The following is a 25,033-nucleotide window of genomic DNA, read 5'->3' on the forward strand; positions in this document are numbered from 1 at the left end:
CACATGCCCCGCCCTTACACCAGTGGTGTCATACCGGCCTCCGCGGACGAGGTCTGGGCGACAGTCCGCGACTTCAACGGCATGCCGGCGTGGCACCCGGGGATCGCGGAGAGCTCGCTCGACTCCGGCCGGTCGGGAATCGAGGTCGGCGCCGTCCGGAGGCTGACACTTGCCGACGGGGGCGTGGTCGTGGAACAACTCGCGTCCCTCAACGACGAGGGCCGGATTTGCACTTACCAGATCGTGGTGAGCCCCTTCGCCGTGCGGCGGTACGTCTCGACGTTCCGGGTGGCGCCGGTGACCGACGCCGGCCACGCCTTCATGGAGTGGTGGTCCGAGTACGACGCGGAGGGCGCGGACGAGGAGCGGCTGAACGCGACCTTCGCCGACGGGGTGTACGGCGGCGGAATCAGCGCGTTGCAGAAGCGATTCGGCGGCGGCTGACTTTTCTGATTCGGCCCATGGCGGCGCGGGCGCGTGGCTACTGTCGCGCCGTGCCTCCAGCCTGGCAGGGGAAAAGGGCCCGCGATCTCGACCGCATCCGCGTGCGCGCGGCGCTGGACTCCGCGTACGCGGACGGCCAACTCGACGGTGCGGAACATCGGACGCGAAGCGCCGCGGCGACGGCCGCCAAGACGCTCACGGAGCTGCAGGTGCTCGTCCGCGATCTTCAGGTGCCCAAGTATCTGGCGGAGCCGCCGGAACCGGGGACCCCGGCGCCGACCCCCGAGGCACCGCCCTCGGGGCCGTCGGTGCCGACCCTGACCGGACCACTCCCGCCGCGGTCGAGACCGTTCGCGCGCTTCGCCGCGGAGATCAGGACCATCTTGATCCTGATCGGTGTGCTCACGATCGTCCTTGCGATCAGCACGCGCGACTGGTCGGACGACCCCCCTCCTCCGCCCACACCGGGGATCTCGGCCGGCGCCGCGGAGGCGGGTCCGGGCGTCGACCCGATCGTCGTGTCCCCGGTCGCTCTGCACACGCCCGAGGGCTTCCGGCGGTTCGTTGAGGCTGTCCGAACTGAGTTCGGGTCCAGCGAGGTGGTCGATGCGATGGTCTACGCGGACCTCGCGTACGTCCATGTACCCGTGCCCGGAGCGCCGGGCCGCGTCAGGACATACCAGTACGAAGGCGGTTTCGGGGAGCCGCTCACCGCCGACACCCGTGAGGCGGACGACCCGCTCGTCGACCTGGCGGTCTATGACGTCGAGGCCATCCTCGGCCTGGTAGCGGGCGCGGGGCAGAGCCTCAACGTCGAGAACGCGAACCACGTAAATCTGACGTTCCGTGATATCGGCGACGGGCCGGTGGTGACGGTTGAGGCGTTGAACGAGTTCGGGGAGTACGGGAGGCTCGAGGCACGGGCGGACGGGACGATCATCGCACTTCGTCCTTTCGAGCCGGAGTGAGGACTTCGCGGGGATGAATTCGGTCGACGCCGTCGCGCCCACTGCGCACCGCTGGGCCCTGGTTTCGCGATCGTCTGTCCTTGCGATCAAGCCCGGGGGCGTTTCCCGATGGCTCTCCGGCCAAGCGGGTTCTGAGCCTCGCGAGTGCCATGTGTTGCGCGACTCGCGCGGCCCCGCGGTGGTGCCGAGGATCTCGGCGGTCCGCTCGGTGGACACGCCGAGCAGGATCCGCAGGACGAGGACGTCACGCTGCTTGCCGGGAAGGTGACGGATCTCGTCGATCACGAGTTGCCGTGACCTGCTTCCCAATGTGGCGAGGACGGGCGGGTCGGCGCGATGCTCGTCGAGGAACCGGACCGCGGCCTCGTGGACGAAGTCGAAGAATCGGGCGTGAGGTTGGTCAGGTAGCGCCGCCAGGACACCAAGCGCGATCTCCCGGGCCAACTCGTCCACGTCATTGGCAACATGGCGCGCCCGGAGTACGGCCGTGACGAACGGCTGGATTCTCGCAGCAGCCTCTCGGACGCGAGCCGGTCCCCGGCGCCGGCCGAGGCGATGTCCGCGGTCAGCGGGTCTTGATCGTCGCCATTCGGGCTACCGATGGCGTACCGGGCGGCAACGGCGAAGTGTGCTTCGGCGTCGGTCTTTCGTCCTGCCCGCGCGGCCTCCTCGCCCAACAGGAAGGCGGCGATCGCGACGGCTCGGCGGTGCAGGGTGGCGGCCGACGCGGCGTCGGACATCTTGGCGGTGTACCGCTCCTCCAGCGGAACGCCGGAAGGCCCACTGCTTCCTTGGTGCGTCACGCCGAATCAGCGCAGTACCCACAAGCGCGGGCTCAGATTTGCAGACAGGCAGGTGGTGGTCTCCGCTCATCTGCTGCGCGTGGCCGTCACGTTGGTGCCGGCACAGCGAATTCGTGCGGGAACGGGACGACGGTGCCGACGACGGAACGGTCTTCCTCATGCCGCTGGACACCCGCGACGTCGATCTCGACATGTCCAAACGACAGGGCCGTAACGACATTCATCTCGCACCACCTCGAGTTCACGCTCGGTGGGCCGCGGGAAAGCTGGGAGGCGGCTCGCACGACGCCGTTCGGGCCGCGTTTCGCGGTCGTCCGCGACCAGGGCTGAAGTCCTCGGAGGAACCCCGCGCTTCTCGCGTCGTCCACGCTGCGCAATGAGGAGATCGTTCTTCTCCGCTCTCACCTCGTGGTCCTCCTGCTCGTGGCGGCACCGAACGGCCATGCCGGCACGACCGTGCGGCCCGCGCGGTGCGTGCCGTGCCCGCCGGCGGACGATCCGGCGCGGGGTGGAGGTGCCGATCTGTCGTTCCGCTGCCGGGAGGAATGCGCCGATCGCGAGGGCCTTTCGGTGCAGCGCGGCCGCCGAGTCGGCCTTGGGCATGTTCGACGTGTACTGCTGCTCGAGCCGCCAGTAGGCACGCACAGAATGAGCGAGGTCAGCGGGTGGGTCGAGTTCGCGGCCGGCCGCCCGGATGTGGTCGTCGACGTTGTGCAGCGTCACGACCTGGCGCCGCGCCGGCGGGAGGTTCCGCAACGGAGGCGAGGTCGACGGCACGCTCGACCTGTTCGAATGCCCGAACCGCGGTCTCGGCGGCGGTGCTGCTCGTCGTCGGGCCGCCCGTCGGGATCGTGGCGATCACGGCGTCGCCAGCCGCTCAGCGTGCGCAGGGCAACCTTGATCACCCAGTCGTCCGGGCGGGCGTATCCCCCGACGTCGTCCCCACCGGTGCCGGGTGATCATGAACGCTTCCCGACGCCGTCAGGTTGAGCGGGCGGGCAACTTTCAGGTCGGTCCAAGATCTTGAGATCGGACGGAACCGGGCGCCCACCGCCGTCGTCCAAGTGCCCATGACGAGAATCGACCCAGCCGACCGCTACGGCGAGATGCCGGCGGCCGCGTCCAGCACAGGCCGATGTCCGGTGTGGCTTCACAGCTATGGCGTGCATCTGCACGGGGATCAGTGGGACTCCGAACGCGAGCTCACGCGGCTCGAGACATGTGATCCAACCGCCGTGCTCGCTCGGGCATGGCCAGGGCCGTGTGTGTATCACGTCGACTGCATGGCTCCGTTGGGGGATGAGTTCCCCTGGCTGTTGCCGCGGCCCGGGGTCGATCCCATCGATGCTGTTCGGCATGCCGTCGCTGTGACTCCGCCGTGGCCGTTCGCCGAGCTCGTCGTCGTGCCCGTGAGCCGGCCCGCGGACATTCCCACCGCGCTCGGCTGGATGGGAATGATCAACGCGCGCGACGACGTGGTCGAGCTGAGTGCTGTATTGCGCAGCTGGGAGGAGCGGTTCGGCGCGCTGCTCACGGGAATGAGCTCGTCGACGGTCGAACTCGCGGTCGGAGAACCGCCGGTCACCGAGCAAGAATGCCTGCGGGTTGCGGCAGAACACATCGCGTTCTGTAGGGACGCGTTCGAGACGTACACGGGTCAGATGTACACGGACTCGCTCCCGGAGTACGCGGCGAGGCTGCGCGGCGAGCCGAGGTGGCGGTTCTGGTGGGACTGACCCGATTCTTCGCAGTTCTCGCTGTCCTCATCGCCGCACTCAGCGCTACCCCAGAGGCCAACGCCGAGACACCGCTCGGACCAGCCAAGTACGTCCCGTGCCCCATCCCGACGGACGATCCGACGCTGTACGGCGGCGCCAACGTGGCCTTCCGCTGCAGGACGGCCGTGACCGACCCCGATGGCTTGGTCGTCATCCTGCGTGAGGGATGGTCTGCCACCGCCGGAAAAGGGCCGTTCGGCGTCGAACATGCCTTGATCGACCGCGGTGTGGGAGAGGACCTGATTGCCCGCGTGGTGAGCAGTGTCCGTCCGGTCCCGGGGGAGCAGCGGCGGCTGCACTACATCGCTGAGCTGGGAGAGGTGTCCGTCTGGGTGGTGGTCGATCGCGGGCCGTCGATGCAGGCGCCGGACACCCGGCCGTTGGGGCTGATCACGGCGTTCTGCCGGCCTTACGTGGAGCCGCAGCGGTGCCCGGATTGGTGAATTGAGCCCGGAGATATGCCCGTGCGGCCGACGCGGCCCTCCCATAGCCCATGCGCGGCGGTCGGCAGGCGGGCACGGTCGTCAGGTCGTGGGACTCCGCGGGGCCACGCAGTAGCCTTCGCCGGCCAGCCACGCGCGGGCCCGCCCGCGGTGGCGTTCCTCGGAGAAGACGTGCCACTCGTCGAGCTGGTCCGGGACGCGGCCGAGGACGTCCTTGAACCGGCGGAAGGCGCCTCGGCCCTGGATGGCGATGTCCAGCCGGTCGGCCAGGCCGGCGTCGGTGCGGGTTTCGATGAAGCGCTCCATGTCGCGATACCCGTCGCGGGAGCCCTCGCAGTGGACATGGAGCCACCGGTCCGCGTCCTCGTCATCGTCTTCGGTCAGTTCGCCGATCTCGCGGCCGTATTCGATCGCGGACTGCGTCCAGACCTCCCCCGTCAGCAGGTCGATGCGCCCGTCGCCGGAGAGGGGGTCGCCCTCCAGGACGCCCGCGAGCTCCTCGAGGTCGACAGCGAGCGGGCGCAACATCGGGGTGGCGTGCGTCCCGAGCCGTGCCTGGAGCTGGTCGGCGAGCTCCTCGTCGCCATACCAGCCACGCGTGCGCAGCCGGCTGGCGCAGGCATCGGCCTGCTCACGTGCGCCGTCAAGCCCCGCCGCGAGCGCGGCGAGCAGGCCGTCCCCGATCAGCTGCAGGGCGTCGTCATCCAGCAGGCGCCAGCGTCGGACGAGCCCGACCAGCTCGGCGCCGTTCCCGCTGTACACGGCTGCGCGCAGTTGCGTTCTCCGTTCCCCGTCGAGCATCCCGCCATTCTGCATCCTCGGGCCCGCCCCGATCCCACCTGGCGGCGGTGCGCAGTGGTGCGGCCGTACGGATAGGAGCGGTGGAACCGGCGGCGGGCGTCGTCCATGCCGGTCATGGACGTCGTCGCGATTCACGATAGGTCGGTAGCTGACCGGCCTATCGCAAGACAAAGGTCGACTCCGAGGACGAGTGCCCGTAGTGGGTGAACGAGTCCGTATGACGGACGCTGACGGGAGGACTGCTATGTTTCGCTCGTGGAGGCCGCTGAGGTGGCAGTGATCGCTGAGTTGGTGCGAGAGCACTACGCGCCGGACCGGCTTGACCCGGGCGTCACCGAACCGACGCTGGTCGAATACGACGACGGGTCGCGGTCGTTTGTCTTGCCACAGGACCAAATGTTCGAACCATATCGCAGCTTCCGGCTGCTCGACGCGGAAGCTGTCGGGAGCATTCTGGTTATCACGTTCCGCTGGGACGACGGCGCGGATGACGGCACCATCTTCCTGATGCCGTTGGATGCGCGAGACGTCCAGTTGGACATGAGGGACAACATCGCCGTCACGACGTTCATCTTGCATCACCTCGAGTTCACTCTCGGAGGGCCGCGGGAGAGTTGGGAGCGTGCGCGTACGACCCCATTCGGGCCGCGGTTTGCTGTGGTGAGGCCGTACACGCAGGGCTGAGATGGTTGGGCGTCGGTTACCTGCAGTCGTCGACGAGGGTCTGGGCGCCTTCGGCTGTCGTCGGATCGTTCCACTGCCAGCAGTCGCCCGCGGCGAGCTGACTGCGCTCAGCAACGCGAAGGAGGTCTGTGGGTCTGCCGGACGTAATAGGTTTGCAGAAGCGAATGAATTCCACGATTCCGGCCAGGGCAGGGCGGTGCGCAGGCGATCCTCCGCAGATGACGACCTACGCGTACGACGCCAGCACCGGCCAACTCGTGGCCGTGTGGGACACAGGCATAGGGGCGATCCTCCACCCAGTCGCACGACTCAACGCAGCCACTCTGCAGACTGTCGGGCTGCACCTGGCCTACGCCCTGACCCGCATGTCGGATGTGGCTTGGCTGAGCTACACCTCGCCAGAGGTGTTCGACATCCCGGTCGCAGCCGTTCGCGCAGCGATGCGGCGCCCGAACTTGCCGCGCGCGGGGCTCCTCCGCGTGGACGAGCATCCAGTGGTGGAGTGCGCTCATGCCGTCGGTCGGCTCTTGCAGAAGGTGGGCAGCGCCGGAGCCAGTCGCGCGGTGACCGCCGATGTCGAGGAGGAGATCGCGGCAGTCGGAAACGCCGATCGCGGCGACCTTGCCGGCCGTGCCCAGCAGGCCGTTGTGCTCACGCGCCTCGTGCCGTCTCCAGAGCAGATCTCGGTGGCCGACCGCCTCCTGCACGACGTGCCCATGGGGAGCCCCCGGCTCTACACGGACGTGGACTCGGCTGCCGCGTCCGTCGCGGCACTCCACTGGTTCCTCGCCGCGGTCACCGTGGTGGCGACCCTTGCCAAGACCACCGGAGAGGAGGTGCTCGTTCAGGCTGAGCATGTCCAGCAGTTCGATCCGGCCGTGCCACGCGCCGTGCTGCGGCTCGCGCCATCGGACGACGGGGACTGCTCGGCCCTCGGCATCGTTTGCGATCTGCTGCAGGCGGCGGTCCTCGCATCCCATGGACTGGTATGGGCAGAGCGTCGCTCGGTTCCCGAGGAGCCGCACTTCACCGTGCTCGATCCCAAGCGTCCGGCCCGGTGCCTCCTCAACGGTCTCGTCGGCGGGCTCCAGGCGCTCGGCGCGCTGCATGCGACCTACCTCGACACCGACGAAGAACCCGGGTGCGACGAGGTGGAGTGGCTGGCGCTGGCCCGGAAGCACTTCGATGCCGCCGTTCGGGCGGAGGCGGCGGCCCGGGCGCCGGAGCGGCTGGCGTAGGTCAAGAGACCTCGCTCGTGAGGTGTCGAACGCGGAACCGCACCGACACGACGACTTCGGCTGCGACGGGCAACGTCCGCCCCTTGGAATCGAGTACGTCGAAGCAAATGGCGGGGAAGACAGGAAGGGTGAGGACCAGCGGGCCTCCGCGACTGGGCACCATTGCATCGTCGGCCTCGACACGGGCACGCGGGAGTGGATGGTGCGATCGGGGCCGTGTCGCTCGCCACGTCCCTCGCAGGGCTCGACCGCGCGCGGCTGATAGAGCTGCCGGAGCACCGTCCGGACGTCCTGGTCGAACCCGTGCCGCGCAGCGTCGCCGAGTTGGCCGAGCGGTTGAACGGCGTCGGCTCGCTGTCCCGGGCGCTTCCGGAGATGAACCGCGGAGCGGGGCTCTCGAGTTCGTGGGCGCCGATCCGGTGGAGGGCGACGCGACGCCTGTTCTCGCAGTCGCTGCCGGGCTCGATGCCGACGCCAAGCCGCGCCGAATCCTGAGCGCGTTCCGGCGACGCGGTGACGAGGAGGTCGTCGCGCTGATCGAGGAGGCGTGGGTGCGGTCGCCGGTCACGGGGTGAATTCCGGGGCTGCAGACGAGGTGCCGACAGAGCGCCTGACCGAGTGGATCTCCTGACGACCCGTAACGGTTCCGCCCCGCGCAGCGGTACTCAGACGGGTCGTTCGCGCGACCAGCGCAGGCAGATCAGCGCGAACGGGCCGCAGCGCGAGACGCACGATCGCTGAGCCCCTCGGCGGCAGGGGCAGCAGGGAGTACACGGCATGGCGAAGTTGAGCACGATCTTGGACCAGATCGACGCCGGATCGATGCTCCTCCCCGAGTTCCAGCGAGGTTACGTGTGGAACCGCGACCAGGTCCGCGGTCTGATGCGGTCCTTGTACTACGGCTATCCGGTCGGGGCGCTGCTCGTGTGGGAGACCGAGGGGAGCGGGCACCCGGTCCGCGGTGTGGACGCGACGTCGGGTCCGAAGCAGCTTCTGCTCGACGGCCAGCAGCGCGTTACCACCCTGTACGGCATCGTGCGCGGGCGCCCGCCGTCGTTCTTCGAGGGCGACTCCGACGCATTCGCCGGGCTGCGGTTCAACGTCGAGACCGAGGCCTTCCAGTTCCACGCCCCGGTGAAGATGAAGGACGACCCGAGGTGGGTCGATGTCACGGCGCTGTTCGTGGAGGGCCCGGGGGAGACCTACGCGATCCTCTCCACGCATCCCGAGACCCGCGACCGCTTCACCGACTATGTCGACCGGCTTCAGAAGGTCCGCAACATCGTGGAGCGCGTTTTCCACATCGAGGCGATCACCGGTGGAGACAAGACGGTTGACGTCGTGGTCGACATCTTCAACCGGGTCAACTCCGGCGGGACAAAGCTCTCCAAGGGTGACCTCGCGCTCGCCAGGATCTGTTCCGAGTGGGGTGACGCGCGCCCGGCGATGCGCCGCAATCTGGACCGGTGGCGCGACGAGGGCTTCTCGTTCACACCGGATTGGCTGCTGCGCAACGTCAACGCCGTCGCCACAGGCCGGGCGCCGTTCTCCGCGCTGGAAGATGTGTCTGCGTCGGAGTTCCAGGACTCGCTGAATGCGACCCTGCACCACGTCGACCACTTCTTGCGTGATCTCGCTGTCGGCCGGCTCGGTCTAGACCACGACCGCGTCCTCATGGGCCGGTACGCGATCCCCGTTATCTCGCGCCATCTGCACAATCGCCGCGGCCGCTTTACCGACGGCGCGGAGGCGGACAAGGCCCTGTATTGGTACGTCCACGCGGCCCTGCGTGGGCGGTTCGCTGGCTCGACCGAGACGTTCCTCGCCAAAGACCTGGAGACCGTCGACAAGTCCGGGATAGACGGCGTGATCGGCTCGTTGGCTCGCACCCGCAAGGGCAACATGACGATCGACGCACAGGACTTCGAGGGCGTCGGACGCGGCGCCCGATCCTACCCGCTCGTCTACATGCTGGCGCGGGTCACAGGAGCGCGTGACCTCGTCACCGGGCATTCTTTGGGCTCGAACGCTTCGGCAGTCCAGGTCCACGAAATCTTCCCGAAGCATACCCTGAACAAGGCTGGCTACACGCGCGCCGAGGTGAATCAGATCGCCGGCTTCGCGTTCCTCACCCCGTCGTCTGCGATGCAGTTCGCCGGTCTCGAGCCTGCCGCCTACCTGAGCGCCCTCGACCCCGCTGCCCTGCGCTCTCAGTTCATCCCCGAGGACCCCGCGCTGTGGCGGATCGAGAATTATCGTGAATTCCTCGCCGCGCGCCGCGAGATGCTTGCCCGGGCGGCGAACGCGTTCTTCGGAGAATTGCTGGCCGGTACGCGGCCGTGGGCGCGACTCGTAGCCATCGAGGTTTCGCCGGAGACCGATGAGGCTGACGCTCGGGCGGCTCAGATCCGATCGCTTGTCGACGAGCTGATCGGCATGGGCTATGCGAAGCCCGCGCTCGACGCTGAGATAGCCGATCCGCGATCCGGTGCAGTCTTGGCCGTGGCGGAGGCGTTCTGGCCAGCCGGGCTGCAGCCCGGCCAGGGTTCCCCGGTGGTGCTGGAGCTCGACCCCGAGGAGGCGGATCTGCCACGACTCGCCGAGCTGGGTTACGAGGTCTTCACGGCGGTGGACGCCCTTCGTGGCGCGGCTCACCACAGGAACCTCCTCGCGTCCGGTGACCAGGAGGACGAGCCGCCGGCCGACCAGGAGCCCGATACGGACTACGTACCCGAGACCGAGGAGCCGGCCCATGGGCTCGGTCGCTCGTTCGATGAAGCGGTGCGGCACGCCATGGATCTCTCCGAGCGTGAACTGCACTACAACCCGCGCTACTTCAAAGTGATGATCTCCGAGCACGGGACACTGGGAGCTGTCCGCCGACTCCTGCACGCGCCGGCAGTGAGCGACGGCTTCGTCCTGCTCTGGGAGCGGCAGCGGCTTGATCTCGCGGTGGAAGCCCTGGTAGTCGACGAGCGCTTCGCCGCGCTGTTCTCCACCGAGGAGCGAGACGTTGCAATTGCCCGGCTCGAGGAGTTCGGATACTCCGGACAGCCGTCTCGAGCCGACTAGTCCGCGGGCCGACTGTCCTTTGTCATCTTGTGGAGGGCAAGGCGGAACTTCTCGAGGGCCTTGGACTCGATTTGCCGGATGCGCTCTCGCGTGAGCCCGAACTCCTGGCCGATCTGCTCAAGCGTCAGCGGTTCGCCGACGAACCCGAAGCGGAGTTCGAGCACGCGGCGTTCGCGCTCCGAGCAGGCGAGAAGCGCGAAACGCACGTCGTCCGGATCCGTCCCGCGCGGTAGAGACGCATCTGTCTCAAAATAGGTACTGTGGCGACGTCCGAGCGCCTCGAGCTGCTCCTGCCCGAGCTGCTCGACCGCCCCCTCGAAGGGCACGGTGTAGGGCAGCCCGAAGAGGAGATCGTGGACCTCGCGCTCGGGCAGCTTCGCCGCCGCTGCGACCCCACTCAGCGGGGCTTCCCCGAGTCCGTCTCTGATCCGCTGAACCACGTTGAGCTTCTCGACGACATGAACGGGATAGCGGATCGTTCGCGCTTGATCCGCGAGCGCCCGGCTGATCGCCTGCCGGATCCACCAGGTCGCGTATGTCGAGAACTTCGTGCCCTGCATGTAGTCGAACTTCTGCACAGCCCGGATGAGCCCACCGTTGCCCTCTTGCACGAGATCAAGGAAGTCGAGCCCGCGCCCCTCGTAGTTCCAAGCGACCGACAGGACCAGCCGCAGGTTCGCCGTCACGAACCGATCGAAGGCCGCCCGGCCCTCGACGACGAGGTACTGAAGGTTGTGCTGCTCTTGCTCTGCAGGTCGGCGCGTGTGCAGCCGCTCCTGCGCCAGGACACCCACCTCGATCCGCCTCGCCAGCTCGACCTCTTCCGCAGCGTCGAGCAGTCGATATTCATTGGCCTGCTTCCGGTACAGCTTCAGAATGTCCAGGCTGGGTGGCTCGTGGCGAACTGGTTCGTCGTCGATCCATTCGGTCCGGGGAGCGTTCGCCGTGTAATCCGGGCGTCGTGACCTCGCCGCCGGGACGGTCGGCGCTGCTGGTGACGTTCGAAGCAGCCCCAGGTCCGCGAGGGAGATGGCGCTGAGGTCGAGGATCTCGTCGCCCAGCAGCGGAGGCAGATGGATGGAGGGCGGGCTCCGCTGGGCAGGTACCTCGGGTGCGGGCCGGGCCAGCTCGGCGAGGTCATCCGGCACACCGACCCCGTGGCGCTGCAGCTCGGCCAGCAGGAAACCGACCTCGTCCTCGGACAGCGCAAAGTCCTGGACCGCCGCGGCGAGTGCAGGGAACGACACGGACCGTCGACCGTTGGTCCCGACTAGCGATCGAGCGGCCGAAGCCCACGACGTATCCGTGAGCTGGGCGTCGAGCATCAGTGGACCTCCACGCCGGAAAGAGCGAATCGCCGCAGCATGGCCAGGGCGGCTCGACGCGAGAGCTCTTCGTGATACCGCTCGTTGCGGAAGGCACGCAAACAGCCGTAACAGCTCGTCTCCGGGCCGCAGTCGCAGCGCTCGACCCGCCCGACGGCGGCGTCGACCACGTCACCGAGGCCGTCGGCGATCCGCAGGACGTTGCCGGCGCCGCCGGGGGTGGTGTCGAACAGCACGAGCGTGGGCCGCCCCGTCACGTCCCGGTGCACAGTCCCGTCGATGTCGTCGCGGCTGATCTCCAGCGCGATCGCGGCGCCCTCCAGCAACGCGTACACCGCCGACCGCAGCTCGGCAGGGGTGCTCCGCAGCGTGACGAGCGGTTCGAACGCCAACTCGAGGAAGTCGGTCTCGTAACGATGCGCGAGTGAGTACGGGGTGAGGGGTCCGGTGCACGTCGCACCGCGCAGCAGGTGCTTGTGCTCCCGAGGCCGCTTGCCGGCGGCCGACGTGCCCCATCCGCACCAGTCGCAGATCAGGAAGCCTGCCTTGCCCGGCCCCTCGCTGATCGCAACGAACCGCCCCCGCGCCCCAGCCCGCCACTTGATGAGGCTCCCGTTCCCGAATTCGGTCGCCCCTGTGCGGACGTCGGCATCCGAGCCGACGATGTACGTCGCACCGCTCCACGACCGGCGCGGTGCCTGAGAAGCACCCTGCGCCGTGCTGTCGCTCGCCACGAATCCATAGGCCGGTTCCATGTAGTGCCGGGCTGACCGGGTCTGCACGACATGGCAGGCCGGGCACTCGGCATCGGGCGGCTCGATGCCCTCACGGTAGTGGCCGCACCCCTCACAGACGCTGTAGTAGCGGTTGACGAGGTCGCGGCCAGGTAGCCGGTAGACACCTCCGGAGGTCCACCGCTGGCCGCCCGCGATCACCTCAGACCCGGGGGCGTACTCGTTGATCGCCAGGCTGAGGTCCCGGGTCAGCTCGAGCACCCGGTCCCGGCCGCCGCGCACTCGATCGGTCCGCAACTCGACGGTGTCCACGGGGAAGCCGTACTTGGGCAGGACGTTCCGGGTTGCGAGGAAGTCGATCAACGGCCTACGGCGGAGCGTCTCGATCACCTTCCGGCACTGCTCGGCCAGCCCGTATTTCTGCTCCCGCGCGGCTGCGTCGCGGCGCGCCTCGAAGGCGGCGACGTCCTCCTGCAACTGGGCTCCGGCGTCCTCGACGAGGCGCATCAGCTCGGCCACCCAGCCGTCGTCGGCGACCCCGATCTCTTCCAGCACCGCCTCGGGAAGCACCCGCTCCAGGCTGGCCCGGACAGGGGCTGGCACGCTCGGCCTGAGGTAGCGGCAGAGCAGGTCGACGGCGCCGATGTGGTCGGGCGGGCAGTGCTCCGGCGGGAGGAAGAACTCGCCAGCGGTGCGCCAGACCGTGTGCCGGTGCCGGGCCATCGTGCGGAAGAACGCGGCGAGCGCGACCGAGTGAGCATGCCTGCGGTCGATCCGCACGTTCGTCAGCGGAACGATGGGCGCACGCATCTCGCCAGCGATCATCTTCTCGGGTTCGGCGAACCGTGACAGGTCGTGCGAACGGCGCTGTGCATAAGTCAGCACGAGCGCGGCGGAATCGGAACGCCGGCCCGCCCGGCCGGCGCGCTGGACGTAGTTGGCCGTGGTCGGCGGCATGTTCCGCAGGATTACGGCCTGCAGCTCGCCGACGTCCACGCCTAGCTCGAAGGTGGTCGAACACGAGAGCGCGTTGATCTCCCCGCGGACGAAGCCACCCTGGATCTCGGCGGCCTTCTCGCTCGTCCACTGTGCCGTGTGTTCCTGCACCGTCATGGGCACAGGTGCGGACGTGAGGTAGAGGTGCCGGTAGTGATCGCGTTCCAACTCCGTCGCCGGCCGGTGCCACGGCTCGAGACGGCCGTCGCAGCGCAGGGTGGTGCACACGCCGCGGACCGACACTGCGGCGAGGCGCCGGCAGCGGGTGCAACGGAACATCTGCTCCTGCTCGTCGACCACGCGCAGCCGCAGCTTCCGGTGGTCGATCCGGCGGACGGTGCCGACGCGAGCCAGGGTGTCCGAGCGGAACCAGGTGTGCGGGCCGTCGCCGCCGCGGTCCGGGTCGAGGTCCTGCCACAGGGCGTCGAGGACCTGCTTGGCGTCGGTCGCGCTGTCGAGGGTGTGCAGGACTCGGGCGATGTAGTCCGCCCGCCGGTTCGTCCCGGTGGTCGGCAGCCAGCTCAGCACCTTGTTGGCCTTCTCGGAGCCGATACCGCGCACGTAGATCGGTCCGCGCCGCGGCGCGAAGGCCTCGTCGGCCGGGTCAACTTCGTCGGGCATGTCCATCGCGCCCTGGGCACGCAGCGTGCGGAGTAGCTCCTGCAGCAGGCTCCAGGACTCCTCGTCGGTGAGACCGAGTTCGGTCAGGGGCCTCGAAGGCAGCCAATGCGCCTTGCGGTTGAGCTCGATCCGCAGCAGACCAACACCCTCGAGGGACTGGCGGTCGTCGTAGCTGATCGTCTCGTGCACGACCCAGCGGGCGATCTCGGCCTTCCGCTCGGCGCGGGAGGTGTCCTCGTCGAAGACGTGTTCTCGCGCCGCCCGTTCGGTCGCGTCGACGGTGTCCGAGATCGTGGCGGGATCACCGTCCTCGTCGCCGGCCCACCGGCGCAGCCCAATCGTGATCATGCGGCGTTGGGCCAGGCGGGCGTGAGTGTCTTGGAGGTAGGGCGCGAAGTACGCCGCCATCTGACGGCTGTCACTGAAGAACAGGAGCTTCCGGCCCTGACCCGGCAGATTCGCGGCGAATCCGTGCTCGTCGGGCGGCAACGCCTGGTAGAGGGCGGTTCCGAGCACGGAGGCAGCCGCCTCGCTTCCGCTCTCGAGCAGACGGATGAGGCGGCTTCCCCGGGCCCCGCACGCCGCACAGGAATCGAGCGACTCCGACCGGGAGTCGAGGAGCTGGACGGGCCGCAATTCGGTCCCGGGGCAGCCATCGAACTCGCACAACACGACGGGCTGTTCATGGAGGCTGCCGCAGCCCACGCACAGGTGTCGCCGAGCGCCTTCAGCGGCGCGCACGTCTTCGAGCGAGGCGTCGTCCTCGTCGTGCTCCGACGTCGAGGCGTTCTCTTCGAGGAGGAGCCAGGCGTGGTGCCGGTCACCGCCGGCCTTCCAGGGCACGTGTCGGACACCCCTACCGGCAGCCGCGAGGGCGCCGTGGAGGTGTACGGCGCCGCAGCGGCGACACCCCCCGAGCTCGAAGACCACTCGTGGGCACCGGTCACACTGCTCCCGGCGGCTGAGACCAAGGTGCGGGCTGTCGGGCCCGAGGCAGCTGAAGGCCCCCTCGGTTGCCCGGACGAAGAGGTGAAACCGCGCCGAAACCGCGGGAGACCCGTCGGTGTCTTGAATCCGGCTTGCGAGCCCCACCAGCGCCGTGAGGCTGGACTCCGCACCGGCGGAGCCGAACACCAGTTCCGCCACCTCGCCGATCGGCCGTGGTCCGGCAGCGAGTGCGTGGCGCAGGCGCCGGAGCCGTGCCTCGTCGCGGAGTGCGTCCGCCGCGCTGCCGCGCCCGTGCCAGCTGGTGGCGGCGGCAGCCGCGGTGATCGCCGCCGCGGGATCGTCCGACGCAGCGATGGCCGCGTACGCATCGGCAGGTAGCGGTCCCCACTCCGGGCCGGTGCGGCCGTCGACAGTCACGGCCCTGACCAGGTCACGGTGACCGTCGGCGCTGGTGTCCCAGTCGAACGGCAGTCCGAACAGGTCGGTGGCGAAGCGGGTGACGGCGCGAGGATGGCGGTCGGCACCGACGGTCGCGCTCGTGGCGATCGCCTGGAGATCGGCTCCCGCGCCGACGCGGTCGCGGAGGCGGCGCAAGAGCATCGCGAGCTCGGCGCCCTTGGCACCGTCGTAGACGTGGGCCTCATCGACGACGACGAAGCGCCAGCGGCCGGAGCGTTCTCCGTCGAAAAGGTCCATGTCCTGCGGGCGGAGCAGCAGGTACTCAAGCATCGCGTAGTTGGTGAGAAGCAGGTGCGGGGGAGAATGCCGCATCTCCTCGCGGCTCAGCAGCTCGTTGGGCAGCCTGCGCTGGCCAGGGTGGAGCCGGCCGAAGTCCTCCTCCGCGCGACGGCGGTCCTCCTTTGTATCGCCGGTGTAGCGGCCGAAGGTGACTTCCGGGACGTCCGCGAGCACCGACCGCAGTCGCTTGAGCTGGTCGTTGGCAAGCGCGTTCATCGGGTAAAGCAGAAGGGCCCGCACGCCGGGGTCGAGCGTGCTGGCGGCCGATTCTCGGGCCAGATGAGCAAGGATCGGAAGCAGGAAGCTCTCGGTCTTTCCCGAACCGGTGCCCGTCGCGACGACGACGTTGCGGCCGGCGCAGACCTTGCGGATCGCTTGCTCCTGGTGCCGGTACAGCGGCCGGTCCGCGGGCAGGTGTGGGCCTGTGAACCGGAGGAAGCCGCTGTCCAGGACGCCTTCGGCGACCAGCTCTCCGATCGTCGGGCCTGATGCGTAGGCGGGCGTGGACTCCAGCAGCGGACCCTTGGCCAGCATGCGGCTGGTGTCGATGGCCAGGTCCAGCGCGGCGGCCAGCGCATCGTCGCGCAGGGGGAGCAGGGAACGCAGGTAGCGCCGGTAGCCGTCGGTGATCTGCGAGCTGGTGCCGAGCGGGTCGAACGATGTCACGGAGCACTCCTTGCGGGGTCGCCGACGCCGAGGCGGCGGGTCGTCACGAATTCGGCGAGCACGATGTCGTTGCCGGCGAGTTGCGGGACGGCCCTGGCGATCCGGATCCAGGTATGGCGGATCTGCCGTTCGACCTCGGCGGCGTCGCGGTCGCCGTGTGCGGCAAGCCGGGCCACAAGGGCGCACGCGAGCGATGGTGCTGCCTTCCTGAGGAGCTCGAACCCTGTAGCCCGACCGAGAGCGCGAACGGGTTCGAGCTCTGGCGCCGGGATCTCGAGCGAGGGCGGGCCAGGCAGTTGCCGCTCTTCAGAGGCGAGCGCGTCGACAGCGCGCAGCGACTCCAAGAACGGCGCTCCAGCGAGGACCGCGAGTGCGGGCGCGGAGCACCTGTCGGAGATCTGGTCGAGCAGCCGACGTTCGGCGTCGTCCAGCTCGGCTGGATCCCAGCCGTCGATGCCGGCGAGGTAGGGCAGCAGGGGGCTCGTCGCGATCAGTGCGGAGAGCGGGCTCATCTGCCACGCCAATCGCACCGCGTCGGGGTCGGGGACCCGGCGGAGGTCATGCGCAGCAAGTCCCGAGCGGATTAGGGGGACGACGATCTCGTCCGTCCGCACGCGTGCGCGGGTCACCGCGCGCAGGGCGGCGAAGGGGTGGGCGCCGAGATGGGCTGCGCACTCCTGGGCCGTCAGGTCGCCTAGCCCACCTCCGAGCACCACCGGGGCCCGCGCGGCGACGTGCCAGACGAGGTGGAGGTGCTCCGCGCCATCTGGGAGCGGCGCACGCCCGGCGAGGTATGCGGACATGGCGCGAGCGCCGGAGGCAGTCAGCGGGAGGCCGTCGCCGGCTGTTGCAAGTACATCGAACAGCACGGCGCCGCGTGGCAGGTCGCGCACGTCCGGCCAGCCGGAGACGCGGACGTTTCCGGACGGCTGTACGAGCACAGCGAGCGGTGTCCCCGTGTCGAACGGTGCGGCGAGCGGAACCTCCGCTGCTCCGTCTGGGAGCTCGATGATCTGCGGAGCGAGCCACGGCGCCCAGCGCGCGTGCACCTGGACCCGGAGCGGCCCGGCCCCGCGGTCCTGGAACCGGAGCGCGGCGCCAGCGCGCACGATGCCGCCTGCCGGAGCATTGCCACGAATTGTCGCGACGACGACTTCCTGCCCCGGTAGCACGACCCGAAGGCGGACCGTCCCCAGGGCCCGCACTGTGTCGACGAGCCGGTCCAGGCGGTAACGCTGGACGTCGCCGCTCCCCACCCGGTGCCCGTGGATCTCCTGGACGGTCGGGTCGGTGTCGGTCTCGACGGCCAGCGCGGGCGCTGCGCCGATCCCCGCACGCAACTCCGCGGGAAGCCGGATGTCGAGCTGGGCTCCGGCGATGAGCGCCTCGATCGTGAGGGTACGCGGCGTGATCTCCCAGTCCTCGCTTCGTTCGGAGTAGCGGATGCGAACCGCGCAATGAGGGATCTGGACGCGCAGCCGCGCGATGCGGTCGTCAGGGCCGCGCAGGACGAGCTGAGCCTCCCGCTGGTACGGCCCGAACCGCATCTCCGCAGGCTCAGCCCGAACCCCGCGAGGAGCGGTGACGGTTGCGCGCGCCGGCCTAAGCCCGCCGTGCGGGCTCAGGACACGGACCCGCCGATCGGGCGTGATCGAGACACCCTCGGCGATCGTGAATTCGGCGACGACCGGCGCGCCGCCGCCAGCGGCCCGGACCCGGTACCGCCCGAGCATCGAACCGGAACGCCCGTCCCGCAGCGGGATGCACTCCCCGCCGTGCGCGGTGACGCTGCTGGTACGGGGAGAGCCGGCCGGCCTCACATGAACGTCCCACACTGCCGCGGGCTCGCCGGACAGGCGCAGCTGCGGGGGTGAGGGATAGACCTCTTCACCGGCCGGCCCAAAGACCCCAGGAAGGGGATCGGGAAAGATAACCTCGGCTGATCCGTGCCCGGCTCCGGGCGCGACGTGACGCCACGCCCCGTACCTCGGCCCGGAGCCGTGGTCGACCGCGGACCGCACCGCTGATCCTGGACCGAGCAGGACGCGGAGCAGGCGCCACCGCGACCACCCGATCGGCGGGGGACGGCGTTCGAGGACGCGAGCTGGACCCTCCGCCCAGCCGGAGGCGGGTTCGCCGAGGTGCAGCATCCACGCCTCGCCGGGCGGCAATGACTCGTTCGTCGGCAGGAGCGCGCCGGGCTCGGAGAACAGCAGCAGTGGGTCGGCGGCGTCGACTACCTGCACCCGGTGGATCTCACCGAGCGCGTCCTCGCACGTGACGACCGGGGTCGGTCGCGCAATCAGCCAGCGAGCACCTTGCGGCACACATTGGCTTCCGCCTGCCGTGACCGTCGCGCCGGCGGCCAGAGGAGCCGGGAGAGTGATGATGAGCGCACCGCGCTGCGGATCGAGCCCGAACTCCGGCCCGGAAAGCTGGTCGGTCGGGATCGACGCCGCCCGCAGGACAGAAGCGCCGGGGATGTCCGTGGCGTCGTGTCCGCCGAGCTCGGCCCAACAGACTGCCCAGCCCCTGAACCACCAGGCCTCCGTGATGGCGGGATCAGCCTCGATGAGTTTCTGGCGGAGGACCGTGATCCCCGCGGCGGCGAGGCTGGTGAGCGCGACGACCGTGCACGCCGGCCAGCGTCGGAAGACAGTGAGCTCGTCTGATGTCGACGCCTGTCCCAGGCGGAGCCGTTCGTAAGCTGCGAGTGCCTGCAGCACCAGCTTCCGTCGGTGATGCTCGCCGGGTGTCGCTGTCTGGCGCAGTGCAGCGAGCACGTCCGCCGACCATGCACGCTCGCTCTCGTCGAGGAGTTCGCGGGCGGGGACGGTGCGTGGCGGTTGTGAAGTGGCCGGGCGGGGAACCGCCACGATCGTCATAGCCCTACACGCTGCGGAGTCCGTCGTCTCCGTCAGCTCTCGCGTGTCCACCCGCGGCGGGCCGGTCGGTGCCGGAGCCGAGGGCGCAGCGGTCCCCGGTGCGGTGTGCACCCTCGGACACCTCCCCGACGATCTAGTTGACCCGTAAACCGACGCGCGCATGCGGCGCGTTACAAGCAGTGGCCGCCGCGGCCTGTCCGTCTCCCTCACCCGGCGAGCGAGACGAGCGCTCCCCCCGAGAACATCGACTCGTGCAGCTCGATGGCGGCGGGGCTGAGCCCCTCCGGCACGTCGAAGACGAGGACCCCGTCGACGCTGTTGCCGGGGTTGATGTCGGTCAGGAATGACTCACTGTCCGGCACGTTCATCAGCGCGGCGCCCGCGTCGGCCTCGAACTCGCGGCCCTGTGCATCTAGCAGCGTCTGGTTGGCGCTGGTGAACATCTGCGATTCGGTGCCGACGTTCGTGACTGTGACGTGGACCAGTACATAGCTGCCCTGCGCCTCGGAGCGCAGGAAGCCCTCTCCGAGGTCCTGCAGGCCGGTCTGCACATCAGTGACGGTGAAGCCGAACGAGCCGTCCTGAATCTGGTCACCGATGCTGGCAGTGGCCGAGGGGACATCGCCGCCACTCTGGTCGGCCGAGATGTTGGGGACCGGCTGTGCGACCACGTTGGGCGTGCTCGGCGCTGCCGGCGGCGCCGACACAGCTGCGCTGAAAGCAGCGGTGTAGAGGATGCACATCACCAGGCCGATCGCGGAGCAGACCAGGCCGGCGATCGTCAGCCCCTTGTTGGTCGCCCGCCCGGCGCGGACGCGGGACAGGCCGATCCCGGCGAACACCAACCCGAGCAGCACCAGCGGCCAGGCGATCACCCCAATCACTGGGATGAACGAGAACAACAGCCCGACCAGGCCGAGCACGAACCCGGCCGTGCCGAGGCCGTTCTGCGGGGTCGGGGCGGGGGGCGGGTAGCCGGGGCCGGGCTGGGGGTAGTGGGGGACGTACTGGTTCATGGCTATTGCCTTTCGATCAGGATTGTCGCGTCTTGCGCCGTCCTTGCGGCGCGCTCAGACGCGGTTCGCGAGATGTGCGCAGAGCAGGCGGGCCTCATCGAGCCAGCCGCGCAGCTCCGCTGCGGTGGGAGCGAGTTCGTAGTGGTGGTGATGGGCGGCGCGGCTGAGCGTGTTCCACAGCTCGGCGACGCGATGCTGAGTCTCGCTGTCGAGGACGACGCCGAGCGCGAGCAGCTGCGCGCGCCGGCTGCAGCCGACCACCTCGGGGGAGCGCCGCGCCCAGAGAGCGTCGAGCTCGTGCTCGACGGCCAGGCGGATCAGCCAGACGGCCCACCGCGGCCATGTCCCGCGCAGCGAGCGGGCATCGAGCAGCTTCTCGGTCTGGTCCAGCCGGACCTGGGTGCCGTCGTTCACTGCAGCACCCACTTCGCGAGAGCGCGGGTGTTGCTCACCAGCGCTGCGAGGTCGCCGTTGTAGGTCCGGTGCGCACCTTCCTTGCAGGCCTGCAGCGTGTCACCGGCCCAGCGCCCGACGCGGTTGAGGCGGGGAAGCAGGTCGCCGCCGCGGTCTGGGTCGTCGAACACAGCCAAGGTCACCTTGTCGTGCGTCTTCGCGGCCGCGGCCAATGCACGATCGACGTCGGCGTGTGCGTCGCCGCGGCCGAGCCGGACTCTGCGCACCTTGGTGTGGGCGGCGGCTTCCAACGCCCCGCGACAGCAGTTCGCCACGATCTCCCGGCGCAGGTCGTCGGGCATGTCCTTGTCCTTGATCACCGCGGTGGCGTCCGACAGGTAGCGGGTGATCGGATCGGAATTGGGGACCACCTGGACCTGTGACCGTTCGCGGCGCTGCACCTCGTAGATGCGCGCGGGGTCCGGCAGCCGGCGGACCGCGTCGGCCAGCCGATCGTCGTGGCTGAAGACGACGACCTGCCGCGTCTTCGCGATCTCGGAAAGCACGCGGGCAAGGCCGTCGACCTTCGCGGGGTCCATCGCCTGGACCGGGTCGTCGATCAGGAGGAAGCGGAACGGGCTCTCGTCCCGGGTGGCGCGGGGCAGGAACAGCGAGAGCCCCAGCGCGTGCAGCTCACCCTGGCTCATCACGCTCAGCGCCGCGGTGTCACTGCCGTCGACGCTCACGTCCAGCAGCAGCTTGCGCTGAGTGCCGCTACCGGCCAGCGTGATCCCGCCCAGAGCGACGTTGCTCTCCTGCCGCAGCTGCCGCCAGATCTCCTGCGAGCGCGTGGCGAAGGGCTTCATGCGCTCGTTGCTCAGGTCCGATGCGGCCGTCTTCAACCAGGTCTCCGCCTTGCGGAGATCGGCGATCGTCGTTGCCTCGCGGGCCACGGTGACCGCTTCCTCGTGCCAAGCCCACAGGCGTGACGACACCGGCCGCCAGGTCTCATCGAGCCGGACGAGTGCTTCCCTCGCCGCAACCTGTATGTCGGCAAGAGCCGCGACGAGCTCCGAGTGCGCGCCGAGCAGGGCCTTCGGGAGGTCCTCGGGATCGGCGCGGCGGGTGTCGTCCCACACCGACCACGCCGCCAGTACGGCACTGACGTCCACCCCGGCCGGCGCCCTCCGCAGCAACGCGGGGATGGCGGCGACAAGCGTCCGGGCGGACTCGGCAGCGTGCTGCTGTTCCGCACGCGCGGCCTGCAGGTCCGCCGCCTCGCCCCGCAGCCGCTCGATCTCGGTGGTGGTCCCCTCGCGCCAGGCTGTGTCGAGGGTTCCGGTCCTGCAGACGGGGCACCGCTCGTCCCCGTGCGCCGTGTGGTGGTCGAGCGCGGCCTGGAGCAGGGCCACAACCGCGGACGCCGACGTCGCGCCGGTCGTGCTCAGGGCAGCGACACGACCTGCGGCGTCACGAACCCTGTCGCCCGCCGCTGCGATCTCGCCCGCATCGGGCACTGCGATCGCCACCAGCGCGCGCAGGTCGTCGATCGCCTCGGCGTCGGCATCCTCGCCGAGGAGCAGGTCACCCAGGGCGTCGAGATCGGGCTTGGTCGCTCGAAGCAGCTCCTCGGCGCGCCGGGCGCGCTCGTCGTCAACGGTGGCCAGCTCGGCGAGCAGGCGCTGCTTTGACTCCTTCAGCGCCTTCGCACGGGCGTCGAGAGGCGTTCGCGCCGCTCTCAAGCGGTCGCGCGCCTCGTCGAGAACACCGAGGCCGAGCAGACTGTGCAGCGCATCGTGCAGCTCACTCGGACGCTTGTCCACCAGCGCGCCGAGCTCCCCGTAGGAGAGGAACGGGCGGTAGAGCGTGAGGTCCGGGAGCCAGCCGCGGCCCACCGGTTCGCGCTTGCACCCGTGTCGCTGGACGGTCCAGGTGTCTTCGCCGAGCTCCTGCCCCTCGTCCCAGCTCATCCGGACCCTCGTTGGGCCACTCTGGTCCGACGCGACGATCTCGATCTCGATCTCGGTCGGTCCGACCGCGTGGAGGTTGCGCCAGCCCTGGGTCCAGAGCGCCTTGTTGTTCTGCTTCCCGCTCCACCGGGAGCTGTCGCCAGTGAGCACGAGCTCAGCGGCCTCGGCGAAGCTGGACTTGCCCGAACCGTTGCGACCCGTGATCACCGTGAGGCCGGGACCTGGCTGAAGATCGAGCATCGCGTCCGGCCCCACGCCCCGGAACCCCTGAGCGCGGATCGAGCGCAGGTAGATCCCGCTTGGCCCGTCCGGCCGCGCCGGCCGAGCGGCGCCGTCGGTCGCCGGTGGGGGACCGCTGGCCAACAGGGCCTGCAGGGCCGCGTCCCCCTCCACTGCTGCGACGACGAGGTCCCTGCCACGCTCCGTCTGGGTCGGATCGGCCACGACCCGTTCGAACAGCAGCTCGTGCAACCCCGTGCCGGTAACGTCCATGTCGTGCCCCTCTCTGCCGATCCGACGCGTCAATAGGATCAGAGCCTGTTAACTCTGTCAACAAGCTTGCTGTGGTAAGGTTCAGCCAACAAGGGAGGTGGCAGATGGAGCGGGCACTGATGACGGCTGCCGAGGTGGCCCGGTTGGCGGGTGTCGGTCGTGCGGCGGTCAGCAACTGGCGTCGCCGGTACCCGGACTTCCCGCAACCTGCCGGTGGTAGCGAAACGAGCCCCACTTTCCGGCTTTCGGACATCCAGAACTGGCTGCGTGAACAGGGGAAACTGGGGGCGCAGTCGGGGCTGGAGCTTGCCTGGCACCAGCTGGACGAGGCGGCTGGAGGCGATCCTGTCGCCGATGTCCTGGCCTCGGCCGGCCGCTACCTCGCGGGCGGAGGCGCCCAACCTCTGCTCGACGACGGGCTGCGGCGAGCGCTCGACGAGCTCGCCCGGGACGCCGGTCCCGGGGAGGCGTACGAGAGGCTGCTCCGCCGATACGTCGAGGCACACTCCCGCCAGCTCGCGACGACATCCTCCGAGCTCGCGGAATTGATGGTGGAGCTTGCGGACGTCACATCCGGCAGCGTGCTGGATCCGGCGTGCGGCACGGGGTCGCTGCTCCGCGCGGTCCCGGAAGACGTCCAGGTGCTCGGCCAGGAGATCGATCATGGTCTCGCCGCGCTCGCCGCCGCCAGGCTTGCGTTCCGCACCGGCCCGGCCGATGTCCGCGTCGGCGACTCGATCCGGGACGACGCCTTCGCCGGCACCACCGTCGAGGCGCTGCTCTGCAACCCGCCGTTCAACGTGCGGAGCTGGGGCTTCGAGGAACTCCAGTACGACGGCAGGTGGGTCTACGGACTGCCGCCGAAGGGGGAGTCCGAGCTGGCGTGGGTCCAGCACTGCCTGGCGCACCTCGGCCCACGTGGCCGGGCCGTCCTGGTGATGCCGCCGTCGGTCGCGTCGCGACGGTCCGGCCGGCCGATCCGATCCGAGCTGCTTCGCCGCGGTGCTCTGCGGGCTGTCATCGCGCTGCCGGCCGGAGCGGTGCCGCCTGTCAACCTGCCGATGCACCTGTGGGTGCTCGAACAACCAGAGCCGGGGTCCGCCGCGGACGGGCTGCTGCTCGTCGACACGACCGCCGGGGCGTCACAGCGGCTGGACGAGCTCGGCTGGTCAACCGTCGCGGAGCGCGTCCGGGCCGCATGGCTGGGGCGCCCTGTCGCCGGAGTCTCCGAGGAGAGCGTGTTCCGGGTCGTCCCGGCGATCGACCTCCTCGACGACGAGGTCGATCTCGCGCCGGCCCGCCGGTTGCGCCCCGCCGTGGACATCGTCGACATCGGATCGGTACGGAAGAGGCTGCTCGATCTCGTCGGCGGGCTGCCGAACCTGCTCCCGGACGTCGCCCCGGTCGGCGAGGGAGGGCATCGCGCCTCGGTGACCCTCGGCGAGCTCGCCCGATCAGGCGCTCTGCTCGTGCGTCAGCAGGTCGGGCGGTGGGAGATCGGCAACGAGGGCGCCGGCACCCCCGTTCTGACGGCACGGGACCTCGTTACCGGGAGCGCCCCGTCAGGACGCCTCGCGCCGGGCGCCAACGAGCCGCTCGACGCGGTCCGGCTACGAGCGGGCGACGTTGTCGTCCCGGTGGTGGCGCCGCGTCCGACCGCGGTTGTCGTGGAGGAGGGCGGCGCGCTGCTTGGGCCCAACGTCCACCTGGTTCGGCCTGACCCCGAGCAGGTCGACCCCTGGTTCCTAGCCGGGTTCCTGCGGAGCAGCGAGGCGCTGCGGAGCGCAGGCTCGATGTCGGGCATGCACCGGTTCGACGTCCGCCGGGTCGAGGTGCCGCGCCTCCCGTTGGAGGAGCAGCGGCGCTACGGCGATACGTTCCGCCGGATCGCGGCGTTCGCCCGAGCGCTCGACGAGGCGGCTGCGCTGGGACGTGACGTCACCCAGTCGCTGGTGGACGGCGTGGCGACGGGGGTGCTCGAACCACGCCGCAACACCTGAGCACTGATCGACGACATG

At 69.6% G+C, this 25,033-nt stretch carries 17 protein-coding genes and 1 pseudogene; 9 read left to right on the plus strand and 9 right to left on the minus strand.

Annotated elements, in window-relative coordinates; translation table 11 throughout:
* The first annotated feature begins 3 nt into the window (after positions 1–3).
* Entirely contained in the window at positions 4–444 is a 441-nt protein-coding gene (locus ABD143_RS09505) for an SRPBCC family protein (RefSeq protein WP_343974407.1), read from the plus strand.
* A gap of 50 nt (positions 445–494) precedes the next feature.
* Complete coding sequence (locus ABD143_RS09510; protein WP_343974411.1) at positions 495–1,412, plus strand: DUF1707 SHOCT-like domain-containing protein; 918 nt, start codon at positions 495–497, stop codon at positions 1,410–1,412.
* A gap of 228 nt (positions 1,413–1,640) precedes the next feature.
* Here the strand turns inward: ABD143_RS09510 and ABD143_RS38170 are convergent.
* Positions 1,641–1,697 (minus strand): annotated as a pseudogene (locus ABD143_RS38170) (hypothetical protein); the annotation flags it as partial.
* On the minus strand, positions 1,694–2,152 hold the full coding sequence (locus ABD143_RS09515; protein WP_343974414.1) for a hypothetical protein: 459 nt from the start codon (positions 2,150–2,152) through the stop codon (positions 1,694–1,696). The pseudogene ABD143_RS38170 and the gene ABD143_RS09515, both read right to left, overlap by 4 nt.
* Positions 2,153–3,582: 1,430 nt before the next feature.
* On the opposite strand from ABD143_RS09515, the gene ABD143_RS09520 reads away from it, so the two are divergent.
* Both ABD143_RS09520 and ABD143_RS09525 read left to right on the plus strand, forming a co-directional pair.
* Positions 3,583–3,951: a DUF4253 domain-containing protein gene (locus ABD143_RS09520; RefSeq protein WP_343974416.1), complete on the plus strand. Its 369-nt coding sequence runs from the start codon at positions 3,583–3,585 to the stop codon at positions 3,949–3,951.
* Entirely contained in the window at positions 3,930–4,436 is a 507-nt protein-coding gene (locus ABD143_RS09525) for a hypothetical protein (RefSeq protein ID WP_343974418.1), read from the plus strand. Before ABD143_RS09520 ends, ABD143_RS09525 begins: the two co-directional genes overlap by 22 nt.
* A gap of 81 nt (positions 4,437–4,517) precedes the next feature.
* Here the strand turns inward: ABD143_RS09525 and ABD143_RS09530 are convergent, their stop codons facing one another.
* Positions 4,518–5,237 carry a UPF0158 family protein gene (locus ABD143_RS09530; RefSeq protein WP_343974421.1) on the minus strand — a complete coding sequence of 240 codons (720 nt, stop codon included), beginning with the start codon at positions 5,235–5,237 and terminating at the stop codon, positions 4,518–4,520.
* 255 nt (positions 5,238–5,492) lie between these two features.
* On the opposite strand from ABD143_RS09530, the gene ABD143_RS09535 reads away from it, so the two are divergent.
* From ABD143_RS09535 to ABD143_RS09550, 4 genes are all read left to right on the plus strand, one after another.
* Complete coding sequence (locus tag ABD143_RS09535; RefSeq protein ID WP_343974424.1) at positions 5,493–5,921, plus strand: hypothetical protein; 429 nt, start codon at positions 5,493–5,495, stop codon at positions 5,919–5,921.
* 128 nt (positions 5,922–6,049) lie between these two features.
* The gene (locus ABD143_RS09540; RefSeq protein ID WP_343974426.1) at positions 6,050–7,159 is read left to right on the plus strand and encodes a hypothetical protein; all 1,110 of its coding nucleotides are present in this window, start codon (positions 6,050–6,052) and stop codon (positions 7,157–7,159) included.
* A gap of 404 nt (positions 7,160–7,563) precedes the next feature.
* Complete coding sequence (locus ABD143_RS09545) at positions 7,564–7,734, plus strand: hypothetical protein (RefSeq protein WP_343974428.1); 171 nt, start codon at positions 7,564–7,566, stop codon at positions 7,732–7,734.
* A 223-nt stretch (positions 7,735–7,957) separates the two neighbouring features.
* Entirely contained in the window at positions 7,958–10,231 is a 2,274-nt protein-coding gene (locus tag ABD143_RS09550; protein WP_343974431.1) for a GmrSD restriction endonuclease domain-containing protein, read from the plus strand.
* Here ABD143_RS09550 and ABD143_RS09555 read toward each other — a convergent pair.
* The 6 genes from ABD143_RS09555 to ABD143_RS09585 form a co-directional block, all read right to left on the minus strand.
* Entirely contained in the window at positions 10,228–11,556 is a 1,329-nt protein-coding gene (locus tag ABD143_RS09555) for a sigma-70 family RNA polymerase sigma factor (RefSeq protein ID WP_343974434.1), read from the minus strand. The genes ABD143_RS09550 and ABD143_RS09555 overlap by 4 nt on opposite strands.
* Positions 11,556–16,259, minus strand: coding sequence for a DEAD/DEAH box helicase (locus tag ABD143_RS09560; protein ID WP_343974436.1), 4,704 nt, complete (start codon positions 16,257–16,259; stop codon positions 11,556–11,558). Before ABD143_RS09560 ends, ABD143_RS09555 begins: the two co-directional genes overlap by 1 nt.
* A complete protein-coding gene (locus ABD143_RS09565) occupies positions 16,256–19,144 on the minus strand; it encodes a hypothetical protein (RefSeq protein ID WP_343974439.1) in 2,889 nt (962 codons plus the stop codon). Before ABD143_RS09565 ends, ABD143_RS09560 begins: the two co-directional genes overlap by 4 nt.
* A gap of 206 nt (positions 19,145–19,350) precedes the next feature.
* The gene (locus ABD143_RS09570; RefSeq protein WP_379659880.1) at positions 19,351–20,067 is read right to left on the minus strand and encodes a DUF4352 domain-containing protein; all 717 of its coding nucleotides are present in this window, start codon (positions 20,065–20,067) and stop codon (positions 19,351–19,353) included.
* Between the two features lie 147 nt (positions 20,068–20,214).
* The gene (locus ABD143_RS09580; RefSeq protein WP_343974441.1) at positions 20,215–20,574 is read right to left on the minus strand and encodes a hypothetical protein; all 360 of its coding nucleotides are present in this window, start codon (positions 20,572–20,574) and stop codon (positions 20,215–20,217) included.
* A complete protein-coding gene (locus tag ABD143_RS09585) occupies positions 20,571–23,015 on the minus strand; it encodes an AAA family ATPase (protein WP_343974444.1) in 2,445 nt (814 codons plus the stop codon). The genes ABD143_RS09580 and ABD143_RS09585 overlap by 4 nt, the downstream gene beginning before the upstream one ends.
* A gap of 104 nt (positions 23,016–23,119) precedes the next feature.
* On the opposite strand from ABD143_RS09585, the gene ABD143_RS09590 reads away from it, so the two are divergent.
* The gene (locus ABD143_RS09590; protein ID WP_343974447.1) at positions 23,120–25,015 is read left to right on the plus strand and encodes an N-6 DNA methylase; all 1,896 of its coding nucleotides are present in this window, start codon (positions 23,120–23,122) and stop codon (positions 25,013–25,015) included.
* Positions 25,016–25,033 lie beyond the last annotated feature (18 nt).

This window comes from Pseudonocardia aurantiaca (assembly GCF_039526725.1).
In the GTDB taxonomy this organism is placed as follows: domain Bacteria; phylum Actinomycetota; class Actinomycetes; order Mycobacteriales; family Pseudonocardiaceae; genus Pseudonocardia; species Pseudonocardia aurantiaca.